The sequence below is a fragment of the Scytonema sp. PRP1 genome, assembly GCF_036697665.2.
Classification (GTDB): domain Bacteria; phylum Cyanobacteriota; class Cyanobacteriia; order Cyanobacteriales; family Nostocaceae; genus Kalymmatonema; species Kalymmatonema gypsitolerans.
In genome coordinates this window covers 1-1153 of sequence record NZ_JBAHYJ020000121.1, presented here as the reverse complement: position 1 = coordinate 1153, position 1153 = coordinate 1, and the positions used below count along the sequence as shown (strand labels likewise).

1 rRNA gene is annotated in these 1153 nt (G+C 53.9%); it reads right to left on the bottom strand.

Going from position 1 to position 1153, the window contains the following annotated elements:
* Window positions 1-1153: ribosomal RNA gene (locus V5G28_RS32285) — 23S ribosomal RNA — on the bottom strand; the annotation flags it as partial.

Genomic DNA, 1153 nt, shown 5'->3' with positions numbered 1-1153 from the left:
GCCCAGATCGTTACGCCATTCGTGCAGGTCGGAACTTACCCGACAAGGAATTTCGCTACCTTAGGACCGTTATAGTTACGGCCGCCGTTTACCGGGGCTTCAGTCGTCAGCTTTAGGGCGAACCCCTGACCAACTTCCTTAACCTTCCGGCACCGGGCAGGCGTCAGACCCTATACGTCGTCTTGCGACTTCGCAGAGACCTGTGTTTTTGGTAAACAGTCGCCTGGGCCTCTTCACTGCGACCCGATTGCTCGGGTACCCCTTCTCCCGAAGTTACGGGGTCATTTTGCCGAGTTCCTTAGAGAGAGTTATCTCGCGCCCCTTGGTATTCTCTACCCGCCCACCTGTGTCGGTTTGGGGTACGGGTACTAAGCTTTCATCACATACACGGCTTTTCTTGGCACTATTTTCACTACCCGGCGTCCGTAGACACCTCCCAATCCAGTCAGGGTGTAGCTTATCTTTATGCGTCCTGTGTATGCTCCGGCTTAATAGTCAGGGATTGTTGACCCTGTGTCCATCGACTACGCTTTTCAGCCTCGCCTTAGGTCCCGACTAACCCAGAGTGGACGAACCTGGCTCTGGAACCCTTGGGGTTTCGGGGCATTGGATTCTCACCAATGTTTGCGCTACTCAAGCCGACATTCTCACTTCCGTTTCGTCCACACCTGCTTGCCGCTAGTGCTTCTCTCTACTACGGAACGCTCCCCTACCACTTATTTCTAAGTCCACAGCTTCGGTACATCGCTTAGTCCCATTCATTTTCGGCGCAGGAGCGCTTGACCAGTGAGCTATTACGCACTCTTTCAAGGGTGGCTGCTTCTAGGCAAACCTCCTGGTTGTCTGTGCACTCCCACCTCCTTTGCCACTTAGCGATGATTTCGGGACCTTAGCTGGTGGTCTGGGCTGTTTCCCTCTTGACGATGAAGCTTATCCCCCACCGTCTCACTGGCAACGTGTGCTCTGGGTATTCTGAGTTTGTCGAGATTTGGTACCGGTCTCCCAGCCCGCACCTCAACAGTGCTTTACCCCCCAGATATATTCGTTACCGCTGCGCCTAAACACATTTCGGGGAGAACCAGCTAGCTCCGGGTTCGATTGGCATTTCACCCCTAACCACACCTCATCCGCCGATTTTTCAACATCGGTCGGT